The organism is Burkholderia sp. BCC0405 (assembly GCF_902833075.1).
GTDB lineage: Bacteria > Pseudomonadota > Gammaproteobacteria > Burkholderiales > Burkholderiaceae > Burkholderia.
Map to the genome: position 1 here is coordinate 88,836 of NZ_CADFEO010000016.1, position 19,073 is coordinate 107,908.

A 19,073-nucleotide genomic window follows, 5' to 3' on the forward strand; every position below is an offset into this window, starting at 1 on the left:
TGGCGCTACAATGCCGTCGAAGAGTTATTCTAATCCGCCCGTCAAGAGACACATGTCCACCCAAGCCTCCTCCAAAGCCAAGCTCCGCGAAGCCGCGCTCGACTATCACGAATTCCCGACCCCCGGGAAAATCGCGATCGCCCCGACCAAGCAGATGATCAACCAGCGCGACCTCGCGCTCGCGTACTCGCCGGGTGTGGCGTACGCGTGCGAGGAGATCGTCGAGAATCCGCTCAATGCGGCGCGCTTCACCGCGCGCAGCAACCTGGTCGGCGTCGTCACGAACGGTACGGCGGTGCTCGGTCTAGGCAACATCGGCCCGCTCGCGTCGAAGCCGGTGATGGAAGGCAAGGCCGTGCTGTTCAAGAAGTTCGCGGGCATCGACGTGTTCGACATCGAGCTGAACGAGTCGGACCCGCACAAGCTCGTCGACGTGATCGCCGCGCTGGAGCCGACCTTCGGCGGGATCAACCTGGAAGACATCAAGGCGCCGGACTGCTTCATCGTCGAACGCGAAGCGCGCAAGCGGATGAAGATTCCGGTGTTCCACGACGACCAGCACGGCACTGCGATCGTGGTGGCCGCGGCCGTCACGAACGGGCTGAAGGTCGTCAACAAGGACATCAAGAAGGTCAAGCTCGTCGCGTCCGGCGCAGGTGCGGCCGCGCTCGCGTGTCTCGACCTGCTGGTCGACATCGGCCTGCCGCTCGAGAACATCACGGTGACCGACCTGGCCGGCGTGGTCTATAAGGGCCGCACCGAACTGATGGACCCGGACAAGGAGCGTTTCGCCCGCGAAACCGACGCCCGCACGCTGGCCGAGGTGATCGACGGCGCGGACATCTTCCTCGGCCTGTCGGCCGCCGGCGTGCTGAAGCAGGAGATGGTGAAGGGCATGGCCGAGCGCCCGCTGATTCTCGCGCTCGCGAACCCGACGCCGGAAATCCTGCCGGAACTCGCGCTCGAAGTGCGTCCGGACGCGGTGCTGGCCACCGGCCGCACCGACTACCCGAACCAGGTCAACAACGTCCTGTGCTTCCCGTTCATCTTCCGCGGCGCGCTCGACGTCGGCGCGACGACGATCACGCGTGAAATGGAGATCGCGGCCGTCAATGCGATCGCCGAGCTCGCGCAGCACGAGCAGAGCGACATCGTCGCGACCGCGTACGGCATCCAGGACCTGTCGTTCGGGCCTGAATACCTGATTCCGAAGCCGTTCGATCCGCGCCTGATCGTGAAGATCGCACCGGCCGTCGCGCAGGCCGCGATGGACGGCGGCGTCGCGACGCGCCCGATCGAGGACATGGAGGCGTACCGCGTCCACCTGCAGCAGTTCGTGTACCACAGTGGCACGACGATGAAGCCGATCTTCCAGATCGCGCGCGCCGCGCCGGAAGAGAGGAAGCGCGTGGTATTCGCGGAAGGCGAGGAAGAGCGCGTGTTGCGCGCCGTTCAGATCATTGTCGACGAAAAACTCGCGACGCCGATCCTGATCGGCCGCCCGGGCGTGATCGAGCACCGTATCCAGCGCTACGGCCTGCGGCTGAATCCGGGCGTCGACTTCACGGTCGTCAACACCGAGCACGACGCGCGCTACCGCGACTTCTGGCAGACGTACTACAAGATGATGGCGCGCAAGGGCATCAGCGAGCAGCTCGCGCGCGTCGAGATGCGCCGCCGCACGACGCTGATCGGCTCGATGCTGGTGAAGAAGGGCGAAGCGGACGGGATGATCTGCGGCACGATCAGCACCACGCACCGCCACCTGCACTTCATCGACCAGGTGATCGGCAAGCGCCCGGGTTGCAGCGTGTACGCGGCGATGAACGGCCTCGTTCTGCCGGGCCGCCAGATTTTCCTCGTCGACACGCACGTGAACGTCGATCCGACCCCGGAAGAACTGGCCGAGATCACGATCATGGCGGCGGAAGAAGTACGCCGCTTCGGCATCGAGCCGAAGGTCGCGCTGCTGTCGCACTCGAATTTCGGCACGAGCAATGCCCCTTCGGCGAAGAAGATGCGCGATACGCTCGCGATCCTGCAGGAACGTGCGCCGGAGCTGAAGGTTGACGGCGAGATGCACGGCGATGTCGCGCTCGACGCGGCGCTGCGCAAGGAAATCCTGCCGGAGTCGACGCTGGAAGGCGAAGCGAATCTGCTGATCCTGCCGAACATCGACGCCGCGAACATCGCGTACAACCTGCTGAAGACGGCCGCGGGCAACAACATCGCGATTGGGCCGATCCTGCTGGGCGCCGCGCAGCCGGTGCACGTGCTGACCGAATCGGCGACCGTTCGCCGCATCGTCAATATGGCGGCGCTGCTGGTCGCCGACGTGAACGCCACGCGCTGAGCCAAAACGAACGCGCCAGCCGGGTCGAACCGGCCTGGCGCGTCGGGCGAAATTGTAAACAAAAGCAAAAAGAGGCGTGCCCGCCATGGGCACGCCGTCGGGCAGGGCGCAAACGCGCTTCCCTCAAAGCAACAGCAGCATCTCTCCACTCCGGGTAGCGAGCGCGGCAAGGAGGCAGGGTCTTGCCGTACGAGAGATGCCGCTCGTATTTTATCTCATGCAAGATAAATGTAGTGTTATTTGGGTAAAAAATGCGCCATTCCGGGTATCGCGACACTTTCGATTCCCAAACGGACATTGATTCGCGCGGCCAATAACGCTACGCTAACGCCTTTGTTGGTCGTCAACTACTTGATTTAACAGCGGGAACCCTGGTTCATGGCACGCAAGTGGCTCCGCAACGGCGCGCTCGCGTCCGTCTTCGCGATGTTCGCGATGGGTATCGTCGGCACGCCGACGGGCAGTCTGGTTTCCGCCGCTTACGCACGGGAGGCCGTTTCGGCCGACGTGGCCGCCAGCGGGCTCGATACGATCCCGACCGCCCGTCTTCCGCGCGAGGCCGTGACCACGCTGGGCCTGATCGGCGCGGGCGGCCCCTATCCGTACGAGAAAGACGGCGTCGTGTTTGGCAACCGCGAGCGGATCCTGCCAAAAGCGAAGCGCGGCTACTACCATGAGTACACGGTGCCGACGCCGCGTGCCCGCAATCGCGGTGCGCGCCGGATCGTCTGTGGCGGGCCATTGCGCCGGATCGACAACTGTTATTACACGGGCGACCACTACAACAGTTTTAAACGTATTGTTGAATGACTTCGGGACGAATGGCATGAGCGACTCCATCTACGCGCACGATACGGCGGCGGCGGAACTGTTCGCGGCCGGCGACGGCAATCTGTTTCAGCGCGTGATCCAGCTGCACGCGGCGGCGCAGGCTGGCAGCACGCCGGAGCAACAGGAAGCCGAGCCCGGGCTTTCATCGAACGAGGAGCCTATGAGCCTTTTCACGACCGTGCGACCCAATCTCGTGCAGTCGATCCGCGCGTTCCGCGTGCAGGATCTCGCCGACGAAGCCGGTCGGCTCGGCCAGCATTTCCTGTATGCGTATTGCGGCGCCGCGCAGTCGAAGCAGGAAGTGATGGAAACGATCGCGACGTCGTTCCTGTTCCCGAAGCATTTCGGGAAGAACTACGACGCGCTGTACGATTCCCTGACCGACCTCGTCGCGAAGGCCGGCGCGCAGCCCGGTTTCGTGATCGTCCTCGAAGGGCTGCCGATCGCGCAGAAGTTCGACAAGGAAGGGCGCGAGACGCTGCTCGACGTGTTCCGCGAGGCGGCCGAATTCTGGGCCGAGCGCAAGGTCGCGTTCCGCGTGTTCTACTCGTTCGCGTAAGCACGCGTCGGCCAGCGGCCGATCCGGCGAACCCCCGTCAAAAGCCCGCTTCGAGCGGGCTTTTTTGCGTCCGCGCGAGGCGCGCAGGCCGGCGCGGCGCTTCGCTCCCTGACGTCCGCCTTTTATCTGGCACCGTTTTCGAGCGCGACCGGGTGGCGTGCGTTCAGGGCGTGTCGCGCCGTCTTGCGGCGGCGCGACTGCCCGTCACCATCCGCCCCAACGCGCCGCGAGCGCCGCGAGCACGGCCGCGCCGGCCGTCTCGGTGCGCAGCACGCGGGGCCCGAGCGACAGCGCGGTGAACCCGCGCGCGCGGGCCGCGTTTTCCTCGTCGGGCGACAGTCCGCCTTCCGGTCCGATCAGCAGCGTGACGGTCGCGGCCGGCGGCGCGTCGGGCAGCGACGCGAACGGGATGCTCGCGCGCGGCGACAGCAGCAGCCGCAGCGCGCCGTCGGCCGGTGCGGCCGGCAGCGTATCGAGCCATGCGTTGAAGCCGGCGATGGGCGCGACGTCGGGTATGCGGTTGCGCCCGCATTGCTCGCACGACGCGCGCACGACGCCGCGCCAGTGCGCGACGCGCTTGTCCGCGCGCTCGCCGGAAAGCTTCACGACGCCGCGCGCGGTCGACAGCGGCACGACCGCCGCCACGCCGAGCTCGACGGCCTTCTCGATCACCCAGTCCATCTTGTCGCCGCCGGCGATGCCTTGCGCGAGCGTCACGCGATAGGGCGGCTCGGCTTCGGCCGGTTCGAACGTGTCGATCTGCGCGAGCGCGCTGCGCTTGTCGATCTCGACGAGCCGTGCGCGGTACTGGCCGCCGGTGCCGTCGAACAGCGCGAGCACGTCGCCGGGCTGCAGGCGCAGCACCTGCGCGTGGCGCGCGACGTCGGCCGGCAACGCAAGCGTGGCGTCGGCGCGCAGTGCCGCGTCGACGAAAAAGCGCGGCACGGCCGCGGTGGTGGTGGCTTCGTTCATGCGTGTAACGGTTTGGGTCATGTGTCGAGACGGCGGCCGAGCGCCCATCGGTAGCCGTCGAGATCCTCGATCTGTGCGAACCGGTCGCCCCAGAACTGATCCTGCGGCGCGCTCAGCGATTTCGCGCCCGCGTCGAGCGCGCGCTGCCAGGTGGCGTCGACGTCGTCGACATACAGGTAGAACGATTGCGGCGCGGTGGCGTTCGCACTCTTCGGCGTGAGCGCGGTCGAGCCGAATGCACCTTCGGGCGCGAACATCACGATCAACTGGCCGCGATAGGCCATCTCGACGTGCATGATCGCGCCGTCTTCGTCGTGCACGTCGCGCAGCTCGAAGCCGAATGCGGCCTTGAAGAAATCGATGGCCGCGCGCGCATTGCGTACGGCCAGGTAGGGCGTCAACCAAGGCACGTTGGCCGGACGTGGATCGGTCATGAAAATCTCCTGTGGGGGCGCCTGGGCACGTGCTCTGAGTCCGTGCCCGGGCGTTCGTTCAGGGGGCGGCGCGCGTTTTGCCGCGGTGCCGTGCATCGCGAATCCTGCGAAGACGTGAAGGAAAACGGAAGCCGGGCGACCGCGCGGACGCTCAGCGGCGGACGCCCAGTGTATCGCGCAGCGCGCACGGCAGGGCAAAGAGGGACGCATGCAGCCGCGCGTCGTAGTAGCGCAAACCCTGGACGCGGCGGGCCGCGAGCCGTTCGTCGATGTCGTGTGCGAACAGCGCGGCCGCGTCGAGCGTATCGCTCGCGATGGCCATCAGCCACTGCGAGCCGTACAGCGGCACGTGCGCGGACAACGGATCGACGACCGCGAAGCTCGCGCGCAGGTCGTCGAGCAGCGCGGCGATGCGCGTCGCGTGGAACACCGGCGAGCCGAGGTGCATCGAGATCGCGCCGCACGGCGTCAGGATCCGCTTGAGCCGCGCATAGAACGCGCGCGTATAGAGGCCGGCCGCCGGCGAATCGGGCGGCGTGAGGTCGAACACGACGAGATCGAAATGCTCGACGGTCGACTCGACGAAATGCGCGGCGTCGCCGATCACGACCTCGACGCGCGGGTCGTCGAGCGCACCCTGATGCACGTCGTCGAGATAACGGCGCGCCATTCCGACGACTTCGTCGTCGAGTTCTGCGATCACGATCCGCTCGATGCACGCATGCTTGAGCAACTGGCGCGCCGCGCCGCCGTCGCCGCCGCCGAGCACGAGCGCACGGCGCGGCGACGGATGCGCGAGCGCGGCCGGGTGCGTCATGCACTCGTGATAGACGTACTCGTCGCCGACCGACGTCATCGGCCTGCCGTCCAGCGTAAACAGGCGGCCGAGCTGCGGGGTTTCCCAGACCTCGATCTGCTGGTGCGGGGACGCGACGCGCGCGAGCCGCCGCGCGTTCGGGAAGCCGTAGGCGGCATCGGGCGTAGGGTGAAAGAGAAGCGTCGTGCTCACGGGTGGGCCGCTCAGGGCTGGCAGTTCCGACGTCTGAATTATAGGAGGCGGGCGGTTTGACGGAAAACCGTGCCGGAACACCGTGCATGGACAAGGGAAATGTCAGCCCATCTGTTAAAATGACGAGCTTTGCAGCCCCGTCCGTAGGCTCCGTCCGCTTCGCGTCCGTCAGGCGCCGCACCGCGCGCCGGGAACGATTGACGCTCGAGCTTCCGGATGCCGCCGTGCCCCCGTTTCCTCGACTCGTTCTCCGGACTCGACATGACGACTTCGTCTCCCGCCTCCACCACCCTGATGGCCAACGCGATCCGTGCGCTCGCGATGGACGCCGTCCAGCAAGCGAACTCCGGCCACCCCGGCATGCCGATGGGCATGGCCGAAATCGGCGTCGCGCTCTGGTCGCGCCATCTGAAGCACAACCCGACGAACCCGCACTGGGCGGACCGCGACCGCTTCGTGCTGTCGAACGGCCATGGCTCGATGCTGCTGTACTCGCTGCTGCACCTGACCGGCTACGACCTGCCGATGGAAGAGCTGAAGAACTTCCGCCAGCTGCACTCGAAGACGCCGGGCCACCCGGAGTACGGCATCACGCCGGGCGTCGAGACGACCACCGGCCCGCTCGGCCAGGGTCTCGCGAACGCGGTCGGCATGGCGCTCGGCGAAGCGCTGATGGCCGACGAGTTCAACCGTGACGGCGCGAAGATCGTCGATCACCACACGTACGTGTTCCTCGGCGACGGCTGCCTGATGGAAGGCATCTCGCACGAAGCCTGCTCGCTCGCCGGCACGCTGAAGCTGAACAAGCTGATCGCGCTGTACGACGACAACGGCATCTCGATCGACGGCGACGTCGTGAACTGGTTCCACGACGACACCCCGAAGCGTTTCGAGGCCTACGGCTGGAACGTGATCCCGAACGTGAACGGCCATGACGTCGACGCGGTCGACGCAGCGATCGCGAAGGCGAAGCTGTCGGACAAGCCGACGCTGATCTGCTGCAAGACGGTGATCGGCCAGGGCGCGGCGACCAAGGCAGGCGGCCACGACGTGCATGGCGCGGCGCTCGGCGCGGAAGAAATCGCGAAGACGCGCGAAGCGCTCGGCTGGACGTGGGCGCCGTTCGTGATTCCGCAGGAAGTCTATGCGGCGTGGGACGCGAAGGAAGCCGGCAAGCGCGCGGAAACCGAATGGAACGCGACGTTCGCTGCCTATCGCGCGAAGTTCCCGGCGGAAGCCGCCGAATTCGAGCGCCGGATGGCCAACCAGTTGCCGGCCGACTGGGCCGAGAAGGCCGCGGCGATCATCGCCGGTGCGAACGAGCGCGGCGAGACGGTGGCGACCCGCAAGGCGTCGCAGCAGGCGATCGAAGGCCTGGCCGCCGCGCTGCCCGAACTGCTCGGCGGCTCAGCCGACCTGACCGGCTCGAACCTGACCAACTGGAAGGCATCGAAGGCGGTCCGTGCGAATCCGGAAGGCCCGGGCGTCCAGCTGGGCAACCACATCAACTACGGCGTGCGCGAATTCGGCATGAGCGCCGCGATCAACGGCCTCGCGCTGCACGGCGGCCACAAGCCGTTCGGCGGCACGTTCCTGACGTTCTCCGACTACAGCCGCAACGCGCTGCGCGTGGCCGCGCTGATGAAGGTGCCGTCGATCTTCGTGTTCACGCACGATTCGATCGGCCTCGGCGAAGACGGCCCGACGCACCAGTCGATCGAGCACGTGTCGAGCCTGCGCCTGATCCCGAACCACGACGTCTGGCGTCCGGCCGACACGGTCGAGACGGCCGTTGCGTGGACCCACGCGATCGCAGCCGACCGTCCGTCGAGCCTGATCTTCAGCCGCCAGAACCTGGCGTTCAACCCGCGTACCGATGCGCAGATCGCGAACATCGAGAAGGGCGGCTACGTGCTGAAGGACTGGGACGAAGAGATCGTCGCGCGCAAGATCATCCTGATCGCGACGGGCTCGGAAGTCGAACTCGCGATGAAGGCCGTCGAGCCGCTCGCGCAGCAGGGCATCGCGGCACGCGTCGTGTCGATGCCGTCGACCAACGTGTTCGATCGCCAGGACGCCGAGTACCGTGAGCGCGTGCTGCCGCACGGCGTGCGCCGCGTCGCGATCGAAGCGGGCGTGACGGCCTTCTGGCACAAGTACGTCGGCCTCGAAGGCGGCGTCGTCGGGATCGACACGTTCGGCGAATCGGCGCCGGCCGGCGTGCTGTTCAAGCACTTCGGCTTCACTGTCGAACACGTCGTCGAGACCGCCAAGGCCGTGCTGGCCTAAAGACATACGCGACGCGCGCCACCCCTCGCGCGCGTCGCACCGTGAAGCTGCACGAAACGAATTTTTTCAGCCATCAGGAGATAGACCATGACGATTCGCGTCGCAATCAACGGCTACGGCCGTATCGGCCGCAACACGCTGCGCGCGTTTTATGAAAACGGCAAGAAGCACGATCTCGAGATCGTCGCGATCAACGATCTGGGCGATGCGAAGACCAATGCGCACCTGACCCAGTACGACACCGCGCACGGCAAGTTCCCGGGCGAAGTGTCGGTCGACGGCGACTACCTCGTCGTGAACGGCGACAAGATCCGCGTGCTGGCGAACCGCAACCCGGCCGAGCTGCCGTGGGGCGAGCTCGGCGTCGACGTCGTGATGGAATGCACGGGCTTCTTCACGACCAAGGAAAAGGCGAGCGCGCACCTGAAGGGCGGCGCGAAGAAGGTGATCATCTCGGCGCCGGGCGGCAAGGACGTCGACGCGACGATCGTCTACGGCGTGAACCACGACGTGCTGAAGGCCGAGCACACCGTGATCTCGAACGCATCGTGCACGACGAACTGCCTCGCGCCGCTCGTCAAGCCGCTGAACGACAAGATCGGCCTCGAAACCGGCCTGATGACGACGATCCACGCGTACACGAACGACCAGGTGCTGACGGACGTCTATCACGAAGACCTGCGCCGCGCGCGTTCGGCCACGCACAGCCAGATCCCGACGAAGACGGGCGCCGCTTCGGCCGTCGGCCTCGTGCTGCCGGAACTGAACGGCAAGCTCGACGGCTACGCGATCCGCGTCCCGACGATCAACGTGTCGATCGTCGACCTGTCGTTCATCGCGAAGCGCGACACGACGGTCGAGGAAGTCAACGCGATCATGAAGGAAGCATCGGAAGGCGCGCTGAAGGGCATCCTCGGCTACAACGATGCACCGCTGGTGTCGATCGACTTCAACCACAACCCGGCTTCGTCGACGTTCGACGCGACGCTGACCAAGGTGTCGGGCCGCCTCGTCAAGGTGTCGAGCTGGTACGACAACGAGTGGGGTTTCTCGAACCGCATGCTGGATACGGCTGTCGCATTCGCGAACGCGAAGTAATCCCGCACGTTGCGCGGCCGCCGCAACGCGGCCGGCGTAGCGAACGAGCCCGGCCCGGTTTTCCGGCCGGGTTTTTTTATTGCCCGCCGTCGTTGGCTGATGCCGCCGTCGCCTCTTCGAGCGCGGCGACGAACGCGCGCTTGAGCGGGCTGTCGAGGTCGGTCCACGCGAGGCCGATGCCCGTTCTGTGCCCGGCCAGGTCGAGCGGCCGCGCGAGTACGTTCGGCGGCAGCGCGCTGGCGGCTTGCGCCGGAATCAGCCCGATTCCCATCCCCGCCGCGACGAGCGCCAGCATCGTCGTGAATTCCCCGAACTCCTGCGCGATCTCGAGCGTCGTGCCCGCGCGGCTCAGCGCGAGCAGCATGTCGTCGTGAAAGCCCGGCGCGTAGCGGCGCGCGAGCACGAACGCGGGCTGGCCGCGCAGCGCGGCGGGCGTGATCGCATCGTGCGCGGCGAGCGGATGGTCGAGCGGCAGGGCGACGACGAAGCCTTCCTCGAGCACCACGCGCGTGTCGATACCCGCATACGCGGCCGGCAGCCGGATCATCCCGAAATCGATCCGCCGGTCGCGCAGCGCGGCGATCTGGTCGGGCGTCGGCAGGTCCTTCAGTTCGAGCGTGATCAGCGGATAGCGCTCGCGCATCGTGCGCAGCACGGCCGGCAGCAGCACGGGCAGCACCGACGACACGAACGCGATCCGCAGCGTGCCGATCTCGCCGCGGCTCGACAGCCGCGCCATCTGCTCCGCGCGCGCGGCCTGCTGCAGCGTGGCGCGCGCCTCGGGCAGGAACACGCGCCCCGTATCGCTCAGTTCGACCTTGTGCCGGTCGCGCTCGAACAGGCGCGCGCCGAGTGCTTCCTCGAGCGCCTTGATCTGCATGCTCAGTGCGGGCTGCACGATGAACAGGCGCTGCGCGGCGCGCCCGAAATGCAGCTCTTCGGCGAGCGTGACGAAGGCGCGCAATTGCTTGAGTTCCATGGGCGGCGGGCCGGATCGGGCGGTAATCAAATTTCATGATAACCGGATCAAAAAAGACCATTGGCGCAGCAAGCGGCCGGTAGCCGAAGATACCGTCGACGCGAGACCGGCCGCGATGGGCCGCCGGCTCGACTGGCACGAGGAGACACGCATGACCCACGCGCTTGAACGGTTCCGCCTTGACGGCCGCCGCGCACTGATCACGGGTTCCGGACGCGGGATCGGGCTGACGCTCGCCCGCGGGCTGGCGGAAGCCGGCGCGGCGATCGTCATCAACGATCGCAATGAAGAGAAGGCCGCGACGCTCGCGCGCCATTTCCGCGACGAAGGCTTCGCGGCCGACCATGCGGTATTCGACGTCGCCGAGCACGCACAGGTGCGCGCGGCGATCGACGAATTCGAGGCGCGCGTCGGCGCGATCGACATCCTCGTGAACAACGCGGGCATCCAGCGCCGCGCGCCGCTCGACGCCTTCGAGCCCGACGACTGGCATGCGCTGATGCGCGTGAACCTCGACGGCGTGTTCAACGTCGCGCAGGCCGTCGCGCGGCACATGATCGCGCGCGGCCATGGGAAGATCATCAACATCTGCTCGGTGCAGAGCGAGCTCGCGCGGCCGACGATCGCGCCGTACGCGGCGACCAAGGGCGCGGTGCGGATGCTGACGAAAGGGATGTGTGCCGACTGGGCCCGCCACGGCATCCAGGCGAACGGCCTCGCGCCCGGCTATTTCGAAACCGAACTCAACCGCGCACTGGTCGACGACGCAGCGTTCTCGGACTGGCTGTGCAAGCGCACGCCGGCCGGGCGCTGGGGGCGCGTCGACGAGCTGTGCGGTGCGGCGATCTTCCTCGCATCGGCCGCGTCCGATTTCGTGAACGGCCAGACGCTGTTCGTCGACGGCGGCCTGACCGCCGCCGTTTAGGAAAGGGAGGAATGTCATGCGTATGCGATGCATGTGTGTCGTGATCCACGGGCCGAACGACTTGCGGGTGGAAGAGCAGGACGCGGGCGAGATCGGCCCGGGCCAGGTGCGCGTCGATGTCGCGATGGGCGGCATCTGCGGCTCCGATCTCCATTACTTCCGGCACGGTGGCTTCGGTGCGATCCGGCTGCAGCAGCCGATGGTGCTGGGCCACGAGGTGGCCGGCACGGTCGCGGAAGTGGCGCCGGACGTGACGTCGGTGAAGGTCGGCGATCGCGTCGCGGTCAATCCGAGCCGGCCGTGCGGCGCGTGCCGCTACTGTCTCGAAGGGCTGCCGAACCAGTGTCTCGACATGCGCTTCTACGGCAGCGCGATGCGGATGCCGCACGTGCAGGGCGCGTTCCGCAACGCACTCGTGTGCGACGCGGTGCAGTGCGTGAAGGTCGCCGATCACGTGCCGCTGTCGCTCGCGGCGCTCGCCGAACCGTTCGCCGTCGGGTTGCATGCGGTGTTGCGCGCGGGCCCGCTGATCGGCAAGCGCGTGCTCGTGTCGGGCTGCGGGCCGATCGGCGTGCTGGCGGTCGCGGCGGCGCGCGTGCACGGCGCGGCGGAGATCGTCGCGACCGACGTCGTCGAGGCGCCGCTGGCAGTGGCGAGCGCGCTCGGCGCCGACCGCACGATCAACGTAATGGCCGATGCCGGCTGGGTCGAGCGTTACGGTGCCGACAAGGGCACGTTCGACATGATGATCGAGTGTTCGGGCAATGCGCGCGCGCTGCGCGACGGGCTGGACGTGATGCGTCCGCGCGGGGTCGTCGTGCAGCTCGGGCTTGGCGGTGATGTCAGCCTGCCGCAGAACGTCGTGGTCGCGAAGGAGTTGTCGATCTGCGGGTCGTTTCGTTTTCACGCCGAATTCGCGCTCGCGGTGCAACTCATCAATGCGGGGCGCGTCGACCTGCGCCCGGCCGTCACGCGCGTGTTCCCGATGCGCGATGCGAACCTCGCGTTCGAACTGGCCGGCGACCGGCAGCGCGCGATGAAGGTGCTGATCGACTTCGCGGACGAGGCTGCGTGACGATCGCGGTCACGCGCTAGCGCGCGACGGTCTCGACCCCATCGGAGAAAAGGCACGCCCGCGATTCGCGAGGCGTGCCTTTTCTCATGGTGGCAAGGAAACGACTGACCGCATTACTGCGTGACCTGCCGCACGCCGATGCGCTGCGACACGAGCCACAGCGCGATCAACACACCGGCAAGCGCCGCGCCCGCGACGCACACGCCGCGCCAGCCGTCGACGCCGTACGCGACGCTCGCCGCGAACGAACCGAATGCGCCGCCGATGAAGTAGCTCGTCAGGTAGATCGTCGTCACGCGGCTGCGCGCGTTGCCGGCCAGCGCATAGATCACGCTCTGGTTCGAGATGTGCATGCCCTGCACGCCGACGTCGAGCAGCAGGATGCCCGCGATCAGCGCTGCAAGGGCGTGTGCGCCGGTCGCGATCAGCGCGAACGACGCGAGCACGGCCGCCGCGAACAACCCCGTCGCCGCATTGCCGTGCCCGCGATCGACGAGCCGGCCGGCCGACGTCGCCGCGAGCGCGCCCACCGCGCCGACGACGCCGAACAGGCCGATCTGCCCTTCGGAATAGCTGTATGGCGGCTGGCTCAGCAGGAACGTGAGGCCCGTCCACAGCAGGCTGAAGCACGCGAACACGAGCGCGCCGTAGGTGGAGCGCAGTGCGATCAGCGGTTGCGCGTGCACCAGCGCGACGAGCGACCTCATCAGCGCCGCATAGTCGAGGCGCGCCTCGCGGCGGTCCTTCGGCAGCTTCATGGCGAGCACGACGGTCAGCGCCGCCACCATCACCGCCGCGACGCCGTACACCGCACGCCAGCCGAACCCGTCGGCGATCGCGCCGGCCGCCACGCGCGCGAGCAGGATGCCGAGCAGCAGCCCGCTCATCACGGTGCCGACCGCGCGGCCGCGCGAGCGCGCATCGGCGAGCGATGCGGCGAACGGCACGAGCAGCTGCGTCGAACAGGTGACGAAGCCGACCGCGACGTTCGCGACGACGAACATCGTGAAGTTCGTGCTGAACGTGACCGCGATCAGTGCGACAACATTGAGCATCAGCAGCCGCACGATCAGCGTATGGCGGTTGACCGCGTCACCGAGCGGGACGATCAGCAGCAGGCTCGCCGCATAGCCGAGCTGCGTCAGCGTGACGAGATAGCCGAGCTCGGCCGGCGCGCGCCCGAAGCTGCGCGCGATCGCGGCGAGCAGCGGCTGCGCGTAGTAGATGTTGCCGATGACGATGCCGCATGCGCAGGCGAACAGCAGCGTCATGCCGCGGGTGAGGGGAGGATGGGTGTCGTGATGCGGTTCCATGGTCGCGAAAAACAGCGGCGCCGTCCGGCGGCACGGGGCCGCCGGCTGCGCGGGGTGGCGGAAATCGGGGCCGGCGTCGACGGATCGGCGGTGAGCCGATGCGCGCCGGGCGGATCGCGGCCGGGCCCGGATCGGGCGGGCGGCGGATCGTCGTGCGGAGGCAGGGCGGGCCCGGGCGAGCCGTTCCAGTGCGGTGACAGCCGCGATGCACGGGAACGGATGTGCGTATGATGCGGGAGTCGAACCATAGCGTCCAAGACTGGATCGTTATGGTCTCCATTGGTCAAACCAATACGTCGGCCGCCATGCTACTGCGCCACATCCGCTATTTCCTGGCCGTCGCCGAGCAGCGCAGTTTCACGCGCGCGGCCGACGCGCTGCACGTCTCGCAGCCGACGCTGTCGCAGCAGGTGCGCCAGCTCGAGGAAACGCTCGGCGTGCAGTTGTTCGACCGCTCGGGCCGCACGGTGCAGCTCACCGAATTCGGCGAGGTCTATGCGCGCCATGCGCGCGCCGCGCTGCACGAGCTCGATACGGGGCAGCGCGCGCTGCACGACGTCGCCGATCTCGGCAGCGGATCGCTGCGGCTCGCGATGATGCCGACCTTCGCGGCCTACCTGAGCGGCTCGCTGATCGATGGGTTCCATGCCGACTATCCGAACGTCACGCTGACGATCGATGCGATGCCGCAGGAACGCATCGAGGCGCTGCTCGCCGACGATCGGCTCGACGCGGGCTTCGCGTTCATGCCGCCGCGCGCGCCGGACATCGACGCGTTGCCGCTGTGGGACGAGCCGCTCGCGCTCGTGACGGGCCGCACGCATCGTCTCGCGCGGCGCCGCCGCGCACTGACGCCGGCCGAGCTCGGCGGCGAGCCGCTGGTGCTGCTGAGCCGCGCGTTCGCGACGCGCGAGCGCATCGACCGGTATTTCATCGAGCACGGCGCGCGGCCGAAGATCGCGATCGAGACGAATACGATCAGCGCGGTGCTGGCGCTCGTGCGGGGCGGCCGGCTCGCGACGGTGCTGCCCGACGCGGTCGCGCGCGAGAGCGCCGACCTGTGCGCGCTGGAGATCGATCCGCCGCTGCCCGCGCGCACGGCCGCGCTGCTGACACGCAAGGGCGCGTACCGCAGCGTCGCGGCGCGCGCGTTCATCGAGCGTGCGCTTGCGTATCGCGATCCGTCGGGAGCTTGACTGCTACGACCGGCCGGCGTGCGCGGCGGGCAGCCGCTCGATCGCCCGACCGCCCGGCCGCATTACGTGCGCGGCGTCGGGAAGAAGATGCCCGCGCGCTGCGCGGCGTTCGCGATGTGCGTTTCGATCGCCGTGCCGGCGGCGGCCGCATCGCGCGCGATCAGTGCGTCGACGATCGCGCGGTGCTCCTGCCACGTCGACAGCAGCAACTCGCGCCGGTAGAACGGCATGCGCTGGCTTTCCTTCATGATGTCCGCGCTGCTGCGCAGCACCGATTCGATCGCCGCGTTGCCGGCGAGATGGATGATCCGCATGTGGAAGTCGAAGTCGAGCTGCGACGCCTCGTCGAGCGCGCTTTCGGTGAGCGCGACGTGCAGGTCGGCGAGGTTGTCCTCGAACCACGCGATGTCGTCGTCGCTGACGACGTGCGCGGCCATCCGCGCGGCGAACCCTTCGAGCGCATAGCGCATCTGGTACGTGTCGGGCGGCGACGACTCCTCGGCGAACTGCCATGCGTGCGCGGCCGTGGCCTGCGCGCTTTCGACATACACGCCCTTGCCGGCGCGGATGCGCAGCATCCCGAGCGCCTCGAGCGTCGAGAGCGCCTCGCGCAGCGATGCACGGCTGATCTCCAGCTCCTCGGAGAGCTGGCGCTGGGCCGGCAGCAGGCTGCCGACCGGATAAACGCCTGCCTCGATCCGGTCGCGGATCGTCGCGATGGCGGCGTCGGTCACGGTATGCGGAACGTTTTTCATGATGTGAACTTTGGCCGGTCTGACCGGCATTGTAATCCGCACGCAGGCGGTGCATGGCCGGCCTACGGGAAAGCCACGATCTGCCCCTGTCCGGTGCATCGAAACCCGGCGCGGTAGGGGCGGGAAATCCCTATTTTGTCCGTCCTTGACGCCACTATATCGGCTTCCTACTATCCCCCATAACATCACTGGTCTTACCAGTATGAACAGACGAAACTGCAACCGTTGGATCGGGAGAGCGCCGTGTCGAAATTCCTCAACTCGCTGTTTGGCCGGGTAGTCGTCGCACTTGTTCTAGGGATCGCGCTGGGCGCGTTCTTCCCGCATTTCGCCGAGTCGCTGCGACCGCTCGGCGACGGCTTCCTGAAGCTCATCAAGATGGTGATCGGGCCGATCGTGTTCTGCGTCGTGGTCAGCGGGATGGCCAACGCGGGCGACCTGAAGAAGGTCGGCCGGGTCGGCCTGAAGGCCGTCATCTACTTCGAGGTCATGACGACGCTCGCGCTCGGCATCGGGCTCGTGCTTGCGTGGCTCACGCGTCCGGGCGTCGGGATGAACATCGACCTGCGTTCGCTCGATGCGTCGTCGCTCGCGTCCTATGCGAAGAACGCCGAAAGCCTGAAGGACACGGCCGGCTACCTGATGAAGATCATCCCCGAGACCGCGATCGACGCGTTCGCGAAGGGCGACATCCTGCAGATCCTCGTGTTCGCGGTGCTGTTCGGCTCCGCGCTGTCGCTGCTCGGCGACAAGGCGCAGCGCGTCAACTCGCTGATCGAGGAACTGTCGCACGTGTTCTTCCGGATCATCGGCTTCATCATCAAGCTCGCACCGCTCGGCGTGCTCGGTGCGATCGCGTTCACGACCGGCAAGTACGGCGTCGCGTCGCTCAAGCAGCTCGGCTATCTGGTCGCGGTGTTCTACCTGAGCTGCTTCGTGTTCGTCACGGTCGTGCTCGGCATCGTGATGCGGCTCGCGGGCTTCTCGGTGTTCAAGCTGATCCGCTACCTGCGCGAGGAACTGTCGATCGTGCTCGGTACGGCGTCGTCGGATGCGGTGCTGCCGCAGGTGATGCGCAAGCTCGAATACATGGGCGTGAAGGATTCGACGGTCGGCCTCGTGATCCCGACCGGCTATTCGTTCAACCTCGACGGCTTCTCGATCTACCTGACGCTCGCCGTGCTGTTCATCGCGCAGGCCACCAACACGCCGCTGTCGACGCATGACCTGATCGTCGTGCTGCTCGTGTCGCTCGTCACGTCGAAGGGTGCGCACGGGATCCCGGGCTCGGCGATCGTGATCCTCGCGGCGACCCTGTCGGCGATTCCCGCGATTCCGGTGCTCGGCCTCGTGCTGATCCTGCCGGTCGACTGGTTCGTCGGCATCGCCCGCGCGCTGACCAACCTGATCGGCAACTGCGTCGCGACGGTGGTCGTCGCGGTGTGGGAGAACGACATCGATCGTGCCCGCGCGAAACGCGTGCTGAACCGCGAGCTGCGCTACGTGCCGGCCGAAGAGGAAGATCGCGCGGCGCCGGTCGCCGGCGACCAGGCTCACGCGCTCTGAGCGCCACCGCGCGGGGCGGCTTCCCCAGGTCGCTCCGCGCAACCGGAATTCATGCGGCCGGCGCCTCGATGCGCCGGCACGCCATCAAATATCAGGAGACGACATGGCAGCCCCCATCCTTGATCCGAATGCGCCGGCCTTCACGCGGCGTTACATGAATCTCGCCGACCCGCGCCTCGGGGCGCAGGCGCTCTTTGCCAGCGATGAATTCTTCGCGCCGAAGGAGCGCATGCTGAATCCCGAGCCGGCCGTGTTCATTCCCGGCAAGTACGACGACCACGGCAAGTGGATGGACGGCTGGGAAACGCGCCGCAAGCGCACGACCGGCCATGACTTCTGCGTGGTGCGGCTTGCGCGGCCGGGTGTGATCTACGGCGTCGACCTCGATACGAGCCACTTCACCGGTAACTTCCCGCCGGCCGCGTCGATCGACGCGTGCGTCGCCGAAGGCGACACGCCGCCCGACGACGCCGAATGGCGCCCGATCGTCCCGGCGACGACGCTGCAGGGCAATTCGCATCACTACGTGAGCGTCGACGATGCACGGCCCTATACGCACCTGCGCGTGAACCTGTACCCGGACGGTGGCCTCGCGCGGCTGCGCGTGTACGGCTTGCCGCAGCGCGACTGGCGCCAGGTGCCGGCTGGCGAGCTCGTCGATCTCGCGGCAATCGAGAACGGCGGCTACCTGGTGGCCGCGAACAACCAGCACTTCGGCCCGGCGTCGCAGATGCTGATGCCGGGGCGCGGCGTGAACATGGGCGACGGCTGGGAAACGCGGCGGCGCCGCGAGCCCGGCAACGACTGGGCGATCGTCGCGCTCGCGCGGCCGGGCATCATCCGGCGCGTCGAGGTCGATACCGCGTTCTTCAAGGGCAATTTCCCCGACCGCTGCTCGCTGCAGGCCGCGCGGGTCATGGGCGGCACCGACGATTCGCTCGTCACGCAGGCGATGTTCTGGGCCGAACTGCTCGGCGAGCAGAAGCTGCAGATGGACCACGTCCACACGTTCGACCGGCTTGCCGCGCTCGGCCCCGTCACGCACGTGCGTTTCAACATCTTCCCGGACGGCGGCGTGTCGCGCCTGCGTCTGTGGGGCGAGCCGGCTTGAGGGAGGGCAACGGCATGAGCGAATCCCCCATCCTGCGCGTCGAGCGCCTGACGCGCGAAGCGTTCGCGCCGTTCGGCGACGTGATCGCGCTCGAAGGCGCACGTCATTTCCCGATCAACGGCGGCACGACCGAGCGCTTCCACGATCTCGCGACGATCGATGTGTGCGCGGACGGCGGTCGTCCGCTCGTCAGCGTGTTCCGTGCGCAGCCGCGCGCGCTGCCGGTCGCGCTCACGCTGATGGAGCGCCATCCGCACGGCAGCCAGGCGTTCATTCCGCTCGCGGCCGTGTCGCGCTACGCGATCGTCGTCGCGCCGGCCGGCGAGTTCCGGCCCGACGCGATGCGCGCGTTCCTCGCGCAAGGCTGGCAGGGCGTGAATTATGCGAAGGGCGTCTGGCACCATCCGCTGCTTGCGCTCGATGCGGTCAGCGATTTCGTGATCATCGATCGCGGCGGCACGCAACCGAACTGCGACGAGATCCCGCTCGAGCGCGCCTGGGCGCTCGAGTTCGAGCCGGCCTGCGCGGCCTGACGCAAGTGCAATGCCGGGCTCCGGCTGCCTGGCGGCAGCCCGGGCGGACTTGTCGAAGGGTTTTCGAAAGCCTGG

17 protein-coding genes are annotated in these 19,073 nt (G+C 67.5%); 11 read left to right on the forward strand and 6 right to left on the reverse strand.

The genetic code is table 11. The features are described from left to right. Positions 1-10: 10 nt before the first annotated feature. The 3 genes from HWX36_RS24790 (at position 11) to HWX36_RS24800 (ending at position 3,743) form a co-directional block, all read left to right on the forward strand. Complete coding sequence (locus HWX36_RS24790) at positions 11-2,353, forward strand: NADP-dependent malic enzyme (protein ID WP_279613400.1); 2,343 nt, start codon at positions 11-13, stop codon at positions 2,351-2,353. A 378-nt stretch (positions 2,354-2,731) separates the two neighbouring features. Further along, positions 2,732-3,163 carry a ribonuclease gene (locus tag HWX36_RS24795; RefSeq protein ID WP_034182701.1) on the forward strand — a complete coding sequence of 144 codons (432 nt, stop codon included), beginning with the start codon at positions 2,732-2,734 and terminating at the stop codon, positions 3,161-3,163. Positions 3,164-3,179: 16 nt separating this feature from the next. Further along, positions 3,180-3,743: a barstar family protein gene (locus HWX36_RS24800; protein WP_175955652.1), complete on the forward strand. Its 564-nt coding sequence runs from the start codon at positions 3,180-3,182 to the stop codon at positions 3,741-3,743. Between the two features lie 204 nt (positions 3,744-3,947). On the opposite strand, the gene HWX36_RS24805 is transcribed toward HWX36_RS24800, so the two are convergent. From HWX36_RS24805 to speE, 3 genes are all read right to left on the reverse strand, one after another. Then, on the reverse strand, positions 3,948-4,715 hold the full coding sequence (locus HWX36_RS24805; protein WP_175955654.1) for a 16S rRNA (uracil(1498)-N(3))-methyltransferase: 768 nt from the start codon (positions 4,713-4,715) through the stop codon (positions 3,948-3,950). 17 nt (positions 4,716-4,732) lie between these two features. Next, entirely contained in the window at positions 4,733-5,149 is a 417-nt protein-coding gene (locus HWX36_RS24810) for a VOC family protein (RefSeq protein WP_175955656.1), read from the reverse strand. A gap of 151 nt (positions 5,150-5,300) precedes the next feature. Further along, the gene (gene speE, locus HWX36_RS24815; protein ID WP_175955658.1) at positions 5,301-6,158 is read right to left on the reverse strand and encodes a polyamine aminopropyltransferase; all 858 of its coding nucleotides are present in this window, start codon (positions 6,156-6,158) and stop codon (positions 5,301-5,303) included. Positions 6,159-6,374: 216 nt separating this feature from the next. On the opposite strand from speE, the gene tkt reads away from it, so the two are divergent. Both tkt and gap read left to right on the forward strand, forming a co-directional pair. Beyond that, positions 6,375-8,447 carry a transketolase gene (gene tkt, locus HWX36_RS24820; RefSeq protein ID WP_175955660.1) on the forward strand — a complete coding sequence of 691 codons (2,073 nt, stop codon included), beginning with the start codon at positions 6,375-6,377 and terminating at the stop codon, positions 8,445-8,447. A gap of 87 nt (positions 8,448-8,534) precedes the next feature. Then, positions 8,535-9,545: a type I glyceraldehyde-3-phosphate dehydrogenase gene (gene gap / locus HWX36_RS24825; RefSeq protein WP_006485712.1), complete on the forward strand. Its 1,011-nt coding sequence runs from the start codon at positions 8,535-8,537 to the stop codon at positions 9,543-9,545. A 76-nt stretch (positions 9,546-9,621) separates the two neighbouring features. Here gap and HWX36_RS24830 read toward each other — a convergent pair whose 3' ends face one another. Further along, positions 9,622-10,524, reverse strand: coding sequence for a LysR substrate-binding domain-containing protein (locus HWX36_RS24830; protein ID WP_175955662.1), 903 nt, complete (start codon positions 10,522-10,524; stop codon positions 9,622-9,624). 151 nt (positions 10,525-10,675) lie between these two features. Between HWX36_RS24830 and HWX36_RS24835 the strand changes: the two genes are divergently transcribed. Both HWX36_RS24835 and HWX36_RS24840 read left to right on the forward strand, forming a co-directional pair. Next, entirely contained in the window at positions 10,676-11,449 is a 774-nt protein-coding gene (locus HWX36_RS24835; RefSeq protein WP_175955664.1) for an SDR family NAD(P)-dependent oxidoreductase, read from the forward strand. 16 nt (positions 11,450-11,465) lie between these two features. Continuing rightward, complete coding sequence (locus HWX36_RS24840) at positions 11,466-12,524, forward strand: L-idonate 5-dehydrogenase (RefSeq protein WP_175955666.1); 1,059 nt, start codon at positions 11,466-11,468, stop codon at positions 12,522-12,524. 113 nt (positions 12,525-12,637) lie between these two features. Here the strand turns inward: HWX36_RS24840 and HWX36_RS24845 are convergent, their stop codons facing one another. After that, the gene (locus HWX36_RS24845; protein WP_175955668.1) at positions 12,638-13,837 is read right to left on the reverse strand and encodes an MFS transporter; all 1,200 of its coding nucleotides are present in this window, start codon (positions 13,835-13,837) and stop codon (positions 12,638-12,640) included. Positions 13,838-14,142: 305 nt separating this feature from the next. Here HWX36_RS24845 and cynR point away from each other — a divergent pair, with 305 nt between their 5' ends. Beyond that, positions 14,143-15,033 (forward strand): transcriptional regulator CynR, encoded by an 891-nt coding sequence (cynR, locus tag HWX36_RS24850; protein ID WP_175955670.1) that lies wholly within the window; start codon positions 14,143-14,145, stop codon positions 15,031-15,033. 62 nt (positions 15,034-15,095) lie between these two features. On the opposite strand, the gene HWX36_RS24855 is transcribed toward cynR, so the two are convergent. Continuing rightward, positions 15,096-15,818 (reverse strand): FCD domain-containing protein, encoded by a 723-nt coding sequence (locus tag HWX36_RS24855; RefSeq protein ID WP_175955672.1) that lies wholly within the window; start codon positions 15,816-15,818, stop codon positions 15,096-15,098. A 213-nt stretch (positions 15,819-16,031) separates the two neighbouring features. Between HWX36_RS24855 and HWX36_RS24860 the strand changes: the two genes are divergently transcribed. The 3 genes from HWX36_RS24860 to HWX36_RS24870 all read left to right on the forward strand — a co-directional run bounded on the left by HWX36_RS24860 (position 16,032) and on the right by HWX36_RS24870 (position 18,998). Further along, the gene (locus HWX36_RS24860) at positions 16,032-17,354 is read left to right on the forward strand and encodes a C4-dicarboxylate transporter DctA (RefSeq protein WP_175955674.1); all 1,323 of its coding nucleotides are present in this window, start codon (positions 16,032-16,034) and stop codon (positions 17,352-17,354) included. Between the two features lie 103 nt (positions 17,355-17,457). Next, on the forward strand, positions 17,458-18,465 hold the full coding sequence (alc, locus tag HWX36_RS24865) for an allantoicase (RefSeq protein WP_175955676.1): 1,008 nt from the start codon (positions 17,458-17,460) through the stop codon (positions 18,463-18,465). A gap of 14 nt (positions 18,466-18,479) precedes the next feature. Next, positions 18,480-18,998: an ureidoglycolate lyase gene (locus tag HWX36_RS24870; protein ID WP_175955678.1), complete on the forward strand. Its 519-nt coding sequence runs from the start codon at positions 18,480-18,482 to the stop codon at positions 18,996-18,998. Positions 18,999-19,073: the final 75 nt, after the last annotated feature.